Genomic DNA, 8,935 nt, shown 5'->3' on the forward strand with positions numbered 1-8,935 from the left:
CCCGCACGGTAGAAGAGGCTACGGCCGGGCTCGCCCGCCATGTAGCGCATTCCCATGATGTCCGAATAGAAGTGCCGGGTCTTGGCTGCGTCGGTGAAGTAGAGCACCGTTTCGAGCACGCCGATCAGGCTGGGCCTTGCGCTGGCCATCGCACCTCCAGGGGCGAGAGCCCCTTCCTCATAAAGACGGTTATCTTACTCGAATCCTTGCCTGCAGCCCGCTCGTCTGCCGACCGGGCCGCCTTCCTTATTAATTGGCTCCCCGGCTGTCCCCCGTATTCCCCGTGATTTCTCTTCCCCGGGAAAGCGTGTATGGTATTGCGCCTTCCGTGAAGTCTGTGGGGAGACGATGGCGCGACCACTCCGGATCGTTGCGGCTGCGCTGCTGGCGCTTTGGGCGCTGACCTCCCCCTCCCACGCCCAGATCAAGCTGCCGCCTCGCGAGGACCGCTCCATCCATGACTTGGCGGGAGTGCTCTCCTCCACCACCGTCCAGACTCTGGAGGCGCGCCACACCGAGCTGTTCCAGAAGACCGGGGTCGCCATCGTCGTCATCATCGTCCCCAACTTGCAAGGGGAGCCGATCGACGATTTCGCGGTGCGGGTGGGCAAGGAATGGGGCGCCGGCAAGAAGGGCGAGGACCGCGGCATCGTCTTCGCGCTCTCGACCGGGGACCGGCGGGTCTTCATCGCGACGGGCTATGGGGTGGAGGGCTTCCTTCCGGACGGCAAGGTGGGTGGCATTCTGGATGAGTATGTCATCCCCTCCCTGAAGCAGAACGACTGGTCGAAGGGGGTCGACCTGGGGAGCGCCGCACTGTGCCAGGAGACGGCGCGCGAGTACCAGGTCGAGCTGACGGGGCTGCCGAAGCTGCCGGCCCGCTCGGGCTCGCGCCAGGGCGGCATTCTCGGTATGCTCTTCGTCGTCTTCGTCTTCATCATTTTGATCATGATCATTTCCCGGGGATCCCGGGGCGGCGGTCGTCGTGGCGGCGGCATCTCCCCGCTTCTGTGGTGGCTGCTGATGTCGCAGCAGGGCCGCGGCCGGCGTGGCGGCTGGGGCGGCGGTGGGTTTGGTGGCGGTGGTTTCGGCGGCAGCGGCGGGTTTGGCGGCTTCGGCGGCGGAGGTTTCGGTGGCGGCGGCGCGGGGCGCGGCTTCTAGCGGGAGCAGGCAATGAGCATCGAGGCACGGGAAAACCCGGAAGTCCGGAAGTTCGTGGAGGCGGCCGGCAAAGCGGCGGGGGCGAAGCTCCTCAGCGTCGTCCTGTACGGCTCGGCGGCGCGCGGCGATTACCAGGAGAAAACCAGCGACTGGAACTTCATCCTGGTGCTGCGTGACCTGAATCCCGACACGCTCGAGTCGCTGGCCCCGCTAATCCGTCCCTGGGTGGCCAAAGGACGCACATGGCCGCGGCTGTTCACACCGGAGCTGATTGCCCATTCGGCCGACGTCTATCCGATCGAAATGCTCGATTTGCAGGTGGCCCGCGTGGTGCTGGCGGGGCGCGACTCCTTCGCGGGTCTGTCGATCAGCCGTGAGAACCTGCGCCTGCAGTGCGAGCGTGAGCTGCGCACCAAGCTGATGAGGCTGCGCGAGGCCTATATCGAATGCCACGACCGCCCGGCGGAGCTGCAGCAGCTCCTGACCACCAGCTACACCACCTTCGTGGCGCTGTTCCGCGGCTGCCTGTCTCTGATGCACGAGATGATCCCGCGGCAGAACCAGGAGGTGATCGCCCACTTCTGCCAGCACGCGGAGCTTGACGTCAAGCCTTTCGAGGCAGTGGATCGGCTCAAGCGGGGCGAGGCGCCCGCGGGGCCGCTGAAGGAGCTCTTCGCAGGCTATTACGTTCAACTCACCCGAGCGGTGGAGGCAATCGACCGCTTCGGCATCGGCGGAGGCGAATCTCGATGAAGAGGACGGGCTGTATCGTTCTGGGAATCGTGGTCCTGCTCGTGCTGGTCGTGGGCGGGATGCTCATGGGGAAATACAACACCATCGTCCGGCAGAACGAGACGATCAACAACGCCTGGGCGCAGGTGAAGGTGGTCCTGCAGCGCCGGGCCGATCTGATCCCGAACCTGGTGGAGACGGTGAAGGGGTACGCCACGCACGAGCGCGAGGTCTTCGAAAACGTGGCGCAGGCGCGGGCCAAGCTGGCCGGGGCCACCACTCCCCAGGAAGCGGCCGCCGCGAATGCCGGCCTCAGCTCGGCGCTGGGGCGCCTGCTCGCCATCGCCGAGGCCTACCCGGATCTGAAAGCAAACCAGAACTTCATCCGCCTGCAGGACGAGCTTTCCGGCACCGAGAACCGCATCGCGGTGGAGCGGCGCGCCTATAACGAGACGGTGCGGGCGTACAATGCCTACATCAAGACCTTCCCGACCAACATAATCGCCGGGATGTTCAGCTTCGGCCCGCGCGAGTATTTTGAGTCGGATCAGTCGGCCAACGAGGCGCCCAAGGTCAAGTTCTGAGGGTGGGTTCCGATGCGCGTCGTCATCACGGGAGCAAGCCGCGGGCTGGGGCTGGAGTTCACCCGGCGCTACCTGGAAGCCGGGGAGGAGGTCTTCGCCCTGGCCCGCGCTCCCGAGCGCTCCCGCGCCTTGATGGGGATGGCCGGCGACCGCCTGGTGTGTGTCGCATGCGACGTGGGGGATGAAGCCTCGATCCAGACCGCCTTCACCGAGGTGGCCGCCAAAACCGATGGGATCGATCTTCTGCTCAACAACGCCGCCACCTACGGCTCGCACGACGACCGCCTCCCGACGCTCAAGGCCGACGAGATGCTGCAGGTGTTCATGGTAAACACGCTGGGGCCGATCCTGATGACGCGGGAGTTCCTGCCCCTGCTGCGCGAGGGGAAGAACCCCAAGGTGGTGCACATCACCTCGCTGATGGGGTCGATCGAGGACAACCGCGGCGGCGGCAAGTACAGCTACCGGGTGAGCAAAGTGGGGCTGAACATGGCGTCGCGCAACATGGCGCTCGAGCTGGCGGGCGACCGTATCATCTCCGTGGTCATCCACCCCGGCTGGGTGCGCACCGAGATGGGCGGGATGGGTGCGCCGTTGAGCATCGACGAGGCGGTCGGCTCGATGATCAAGACGATCGCCGGGCTGTCCCAGAAGCACTCGGGACAGTTCGTCGACCGCCACGGCAAGCCCGCACCCTGGTAGTCCCGGATATTGGACCAGCCTCTCGAATTCCTTGACACCACAACAGCTTAGCTTTACACTGCGCACGCCGCGGTGGCACCACCCGGGCGCCCGCGGCGGTTGTATCCGCGCCGCGCCCTTGCCGCTGACCAAACGAGCGGAACGAGGCTGACCATCCGCATCGTCAGAGGCCCTGCCCGAGATCCAGACACCATCAAGCGCCTGATCCTGGCCGACCCAGGAATCCTGGAGGACCGGCTTCGCGTCCTCGACGGGCACCTGCGCTCCGGCGACGGCGATCTGATCGATCTGCTCGCCATGGATCGCCACGCCGAGTTCGTCCTGATCGAGATCGACCGGGGCGACGGCGAGTCCCTGGTCTCCCGCATCCTGCGCCACCGCCAGTGGATCGCCTCCCAGTTCCTTTTCCTCCGGAAGCTGTATGGGGCCGGGCCGATTACGGCCAAGCCGCCGCGGGTCATCGTCCTCAGCGAGCAGTTCGAGAACAAGCTGCTGGAGGCGCTGGGCTCCCAGGGACCGGGAGTCCGCGCCCTGACCTATCGGATTCTCTTGACCGGCGGCGGGACGCATCTGTATCTCGAGGCGGCTCAGGAGCCTCTCGCTCTGCCGGTCCTGGAGGAGCTGGACCAATCGGGTCCGCCCGCCGAGGAGGAGCCGGTCGTCCCCATGCCCGAGCACCTCTCCCCCGAACGTCTCTCTGAAGAGGAATGGGAAGCCTTCTACGAGTTCGAGCGGCGGCGTTTGGCGGCGGAGCGCGCCCGCGAGCAGGTGAAAGCGTGACGATCTTCCGCAAGCTGGGGCGCAGCCTGTCGGATCTGACCGGCCATGAGCGCGCCCCGTCGATTGCCTCCGAGCCAGCCGCCCCCAGACGCTTCGCCGCCGACTGCCCGGCGCGAATCATCTGCGTCACCTCGGGCAAAGGCGGGACCGGCAAGTCGATGGTGACCTCCAACCTGGCGACAGAGCTCGCGCTGCGCGGCATGCGCGTGCTGGCCATCGACGCTGATTTAGGTCTGGCCAACCTGCACTTGCTCCTGGGAGTCTCCCCGCGGCGCAGCCTGTATCACTCCCTGGTCAACCACCTCACCTTCCGTGAAGTAGCGCACCGGACCGGCTCGGGGGTGCATCTGGTCGCCGGGCCTTCGGGCGTGGCGGAGCTGGCCGATCTCAGCGCGCGCGATTTGTCCCACCTCATCGGCGAGACGGCCCGCTACGGGGCGGAATTCGAGGTGGTCCTGATCGACACCGCCGCCGGCATCGCGCGCATGACCACGGCCTTTCTGAACGCCGCGCGCGAGATCCTGGTCGTGACGACTCCCGATCTGACCGCCATGACCGACGCCTACGCCACGATGAAGACGGTCCTGCGCCACAACCCATCGGCCGTCATGTCGGTGGTGGTGAACCGTGCCCGCACGGCGCGGCAGGGATGGGAGGTCTTCCAGACCCTGGACGGCATCGCCGGGCGCTTCATGACGCGGCGACTCACCTACCTCGGCTACATCCCGGAAGACGAAACGGTCCGCCGGTCGGTAGCGGTCAAGACCCCCGCGGTGCAGCTCGAGCCGGAGTCGGCGGTGGCGCTGCGGGTTCGCGACATCGCCACGGCGCTGTTCCCGCCGCGGGTGGCCGCGCCGCGCTACGCCCCGACCCCCGGCGCCACCGGTCCGCTGCGCTACGGTGAGAACGGATGAAGACGCTGGCCATCATCAACCAGAAGGGGGGATGCGGGAAGACCACCACCGCCATCAACCTGGGCGCTTCGCTTGCCCTGCGCGGCAAGCGGGTCCTGCTGTGCGACCTCGACCCGCAGGGGCACGCGTCGCTGGGGCTGTCACGCGGCAAGAACCCCGAGTATTCGCGCACGCTGTCGGATGCGCTGCTGGATGGCGGTGCTCTGGACGGCTGCCTGGTGGAGATCTCGGAGAACTTCCGGCTGGCGCCATCGAACCCGTCGCTGCAACTCGCCGAGCAGCGGCTGCACGACATCGCCTCGGGCGAGAAGCGTCTCAAGGAAGTGCTCGACTGGGTGGCGGAGGATTACGACTACTGTGTGCTGGACTGCCCCCCCGGCGGCGGCGTCCTGATTGCCAACGCCCTACACGCCGCCGACGAGGTGATCCTGGCGGTGGAGACCTCTTTCTACTCGCTGTACGGCGTGTCGCAGCTGCTGCAGGCGGTCAAGGCGCTGCCCCGTGATCGGGAGCTCCGGATTCGGGCGCTGGCCACGCTGTACGACCGGCGTACCGGGTTCTCGCGCGAGATCCTGCAGGATTTGCATCGCTTCTTCGGCGATTCGCTCTATGACACCGTGATCCACCACAACGTGAAGCTGCGGGAGGCCTCCAGCTACGGCATCCCGATCACCGAATACGATCCGAAGGCCCGAGGCAGCCAGGATTACCTGGCGCTCGCCGACGAGGTGCTCGGCATCCGGGCCGGAAAACCCGCATCGTGAGGAGAGGCAAGCGATGGATCCGCTGAACCTGCTGAGGGAGCTGTACGGGGAGGATCCGGTCCGCAAGATCCTGAACTCGGGGTTCGACTCGCCCGCGAAGATCGCGGCCGCCACGGCCGAATCGCTCTCCTTCTTCGCCGGCGTGCAGGAGGCGCTGGCGCGGCAGATCATCGAATCGGCGGAGGCGGCGCTGGCGGGGCACGGGGCAAGCTCGGAGCGGCGCGATGCCCCTGCAGCTTCCGGGCGGGCGATCCAGCCGCGCGAGCTGCCGCGCGCCGCGGCAGGTGCGACGGCTGCGGCGGGTCCTACGAAGAAGGAGTCCTCGAAAGGGCGCGCTCCCAAGGGGGAGCTGCAGGAGGAGCGGTCATCCCTGAAATCGGAGCTGCTGGACGAGCGGCCGCTCCTGGACGCGGGTGGCTTGCTGAAGAATCTGGCGAAGGAGCCCAATCCGAAAGAGCTGCTGAGCGACTCCGATTTCCTGGAGGAGGTCGGACTGACCGATGCCGAGGCCGGATTCCTGGAGGGGATCTCCTCGCCCTGGTCCCCCGCTAAAAAGGAGCGCGTCTCCCCGGCTTCGCCCGACAGCCGGATCACCTTCGAGCCGCCAGCCCTCAGGAGCGAGCCGCTGGAGTTCGCGCCGATCTCGATCTGGTCGCCCGAGGACGATCCCGACCCGGTGCCGCGCTTGGTCCGCGCCGCCGAGCTGGGGCCCGACCCGAACCCGGCCGAGCCGCCACCGCCGCCCGATCCCGGCCCGGCCACCATGCCGATCGTCCCGATCGCCGACGAGCTGCCGCTGGCCGCCGTCAGAGAAGCGCCCTCGGTCCCCTATGGTGATGCCGCCGCGACGCTGGAGCTCGGACCGGAGACCTTCTTCAGGACGGAAGTGATCGAGGAGGGCGCGGCGCTGGCTGCGTCGCTTATGGAGCCTCAACCGATCGAGGCTGCGCGTAAGCCCGCGAAGGCGGCCGATCCCACGGCCTCCCGATCCGACGAGAGCCGAGCCATCTCCACCCCGTCGAAGCCCTCGTTCTGGAAGTTTGGCAAGTAGAGAGACCGCGATGAAGCCATCGCTTGCAAAGCGTCGAGGAGCCAAGGCCAAGCGACGGGGCGCCTCGGCGTCCGGACGCGTCCATGGACACGAGAACCTGGTCGCCGACATCGTCGATCAGATCACCCGCAAGCAGACCAAAGAAGCGAAGCAATCCAAAGGAACCGCCAGGCGGCGCGGCCTTGCTGGCACCTGCAGCTTTTGCCTGGACAGCCCGGTCGCCGCGTCCCCGTATCGTGTCGTGTTGAAGTGCGACACCGGAGACAACTCCCGCTCGGGCCACTAGAAACATTTCGAGGAGGTTGACATGTCCCGATTCAAGCTGACCGATCTCACCAGCCTGGAAAAATCGCCCACCTCTCCCCTGACGCTGCGCAACAAGATCGGCGAGATGCTGTTCAACTCGACGACGGCTGCGGCCACCGTGGAGGTGGTCAATCGCGAGACGGGAGAGTACCGCGTCGTTCTGCAGGGGACGCTGGACACCGAGGAGAACCGGTTCGAGGAGAGGTAGCGCCGTGCGCTTCGCCAACGCCCGCGTGAGGGACGCCGACATGGGAAGCTGAGACGTCGTGGCTAACGGCCGGGCCGGAAAACCTGGAGCCGACTTCCTGCCGCAGCGCTCCGAGACGCTGCGCGAGTCGTTTCAGGAGAAGATGCGGCAGCGCGCGGGGCACCGCGCCCGACCCGCCTCGCAAGGCGGGCAATTCCGGCTCGTCGAGATCTCCCACGGCCAGCATCCCGAGGCCGAAGTCCTCAACGAAGCGTTCTCCCCCGGCTCCCTCAAGCTGAAGATCACCCTCGACCTGCTCGACATTCCCCTTTTCGCCGAAGGCATTCCACCCTCAGCCCTGCCGCTCCTCGCCGAGGCCTTCCCTGGGCTGCTTGGCCACCGCTGCTGCGGCGGTAACGACGTCATGACCACCCTGTTCCGCCGCAAGGCGCGGCACGGCTGCGCGCTCGCCGCGGAAGAGACCGGCACCGACCTCTGCCACCTGCTCGAGCATCTTTCCCTGGAGCTGATCGCCGCCATCGGGCCAACCAAGCGCTGCAGCGGCGTCACCTGCGGACACCGATCTCCGCCCCACCGCTACGACCTGTTCCTGGAATGCGACGACCCGCGCGTCGGCATGGCGGCGGTGCACTGCGCCGCCCACGTGCTGCACTCGATCCTGGTAGACGGCGAGGCGCCTCCCGGCACGCTGCGCTACGCTGAGACCGCGCGTTATTTCATGGGCCGTCCGCGCAGCGTCCTCGGCCCCGGCGACGTGCTGGCCGACCTTCAGGGCGATCCCGCCCGCCTCGCCGAATCGCTGCGCTTCCTCGCCCGCGCCGGTTTTCTCATCGAAGACCGCTTCTCCTTCGACTTCTCCGGCACGATGCTCTACCGCTACCGCCTCGCCCCCGCCCCACCCGCCACCGCCGAGAACATCTTCCTGTAAGCAGGCGAGCTCACCGAGGCGGGACCTGCGTTCAATAGCCGACAGGTCATCTGAAAAACCGAACAACGGCCATTGCGAGGACAAGAAGGATGCCGAAGGCTCCCATGAAGATAAGGCCTGGCTTGGCGCCAGCCTTCGGACCAGAGAAGGGCTCGCTCGGATCGAAGGACTGACTCTTCATTTTCAACCCAGCGACAAGCGAGATCACACTTGCCACTAGAAACAGTAGCCAGAAGCTAGCCATTCGGTAAATTCCGCCTTCTCAGTTCCCGAAGGTGTCCTGTTCTTCTATAGCGATTCGTTTTCGAATGCCTGCGAGTACACCAAACACGTCGACCGCTATCAGTAGAAAGACCGAACCGATGCCTGATGGCCCTGATAGGTCAATCGCTGAATGTGGGCATCGTTTTTGCGCGCCGGTCGCTCTACCTTCATGAAAGCAATGCCATGACAGCTCTCACGGTGCAACCTATCACCCCTATGCCACCGCACATGATTGCCCCCAGCCTCCCTGTGGCTCTTACTATTGACAGAGGGTCAGTGGGATCGACAACAACTGGGCGCATTCGTAGGCCCTTCACCAGGGCAAATAGGCTAACCAAGAAGTAAACGATTAGAAGGCCTGGCATTGGGCTTTGCTCCGCATCAGCAAATCGATGGCACGAAGAAGCTATAACGAAGTTACTATACCGCTGCCAGCTAATTCAGTTGAGGATTCGCCATGCGGCTTGGTCGAGGATGCTTGCTTCTATTGCTGACATTCCTGTTTGCGGAGGCTCAGGCGCAAACAGGATCTGTGGCTGAG

The 8,935-nt window shown here is 65.8% G+C and carries 11 protein-coding genes; all 11 read left to right on the forward strand.

The features are described 5' to 3' along the window. Positions 1-348: 348 nt before the first annotated feature. The 11 genes from VFW45_04845 to VFW45_04895 all read left to right on the forward strand — a co-directional run bounded on the left by VFW45_04845 (position 349) and on the right by VFW45_04895 (position 8,130). Entirely contained in the window at positions 349-1,161 is an 813-nt protein-coding gene (locus VFW45_04845; protein ID HEU5180094.1) for a TPM domain-containing protein, read from the forward strand. A 12-nt stretch (positions 1,162-1,173) separates the two neighbouring features. Continuing rightward, entirely contained in the window at positions 1,174-1,914 is a 741-nt protein-coding gene (locus VFW45_04850; GenBank protein HEU5180095.1) for a hypothetical protein, read from the forward strand. Next, a complete protein-coding gene (locus VFW45_04855; GenBank protein HEU5180096.1) occupies positions 1,911-2,477 on the forward strand; it encodes a LemA family protein in 567 nt (188 codons plus the stop codon). Before VFW45_04850 ends, VFW45_04855 begins: the two co-directional genes overlap by 4 nt. Positions 2,478-2,489: 12 nt before the next feature. Continuing rightward, a complete protein-coding gene (locus VFW45_04860; GenBank protein HEU5180097.1) occupies positions 2,490-3,179 on the forward strand; it encodes an SDR family oxidoreductase in 690 nt (229 codons plus the stop codon). A gap of 99 nt (positions 3,180-3,278) precedes the next feature. Then, positions 3,279-3,959, forward strand: a complete 681-nt coding sequence (locus VFW45_04865; protein HEU5180098.1) for a hypothetical protein — start codon at positions 3,279-3,281, stop codon at positions 3,957-3,959. Next, the gene (locus VFW45_04870; GenBank protein HEU5180099.1) at positions 3,956-4,873 is read left to right on the forward strand and encodes a P-loop NTPase; all 918 of its coding nucleotides are present in this window, start codon (positions 3,956-3,958) and stop codon (positions 4,871-4,873) included. Before VFW45_04865 ends, VFW45_04870 begins: the two co-directional genes overlap by 4 nt. Continuing rightward, a complete protein-coding gene (locus VFW45_04875) occupies positions 4,870-5,637 on the forward strand; it encodes a ParA family protein (GenBank protein ID HEU5180100.1) in 768 nt (255 codons plus the stop codon). The genes VFW45_04870 and VFW45_04875 overlap by 4 nt, the downstream gene beginning before the upstream one ends. Before the next feature lie 13 nt (positions 5,638-5,650). Next, the gene (locus VFW45_04880) at positions 5,651-6,688 is read left to right on the forward strand and encodes a hypothetical protein (protein HEU5180101.1); all 1,038 of its coding nucleotides are present in this window, start codon (positions 5,651-5,653) and stop codon (positions 6,686-6,688) included. A 10-nt stretch (positions 6,689-6,698) separates the two neighbouring features. Then, positions 6,699-6,974, forward strand: a complete 276-nt coding sequence (locus tag VFW45_04885; protein HEU5180102.1) for a hypothetical protein — start codon at positions 6,699-6,701, stop codon at positions 6,972-6,974. A 21-nt stretch (positions 6,975-6,995) separates the two neighbouring features. Then, positions 6,996-7,202, forward strand: coding sequence for a hypothetical protein (locus VFW45_04890; protein ID HEU5180103.1), 207 nt, complete (start codon positions 6,996-6,998; stop codon positions 7,200-7,202). A gap of 58 nt (positions 7,203-7,260) precedes the next feature. Continuing rightward, entirely contained in the window at positions 7,261-8,130 is an 870-nt protein-coding gene (locus VFW45_04895) for a hypothetical protein (protein HEU5180104.1), read from the forward strand. The last annotated feature ends 805 nt before the right edge of the window (positions 8,131-8,935 follow it).

The organism is Candidatus Polarisedimenticolia bacterium (genome assembly GCA_035764505.1).
Taxonomy (GTDB): domain Bacteria; phylum Acidobacteriota; class Polarisedimenticolia; order Gp22-AA2; family AA152; genus AA152.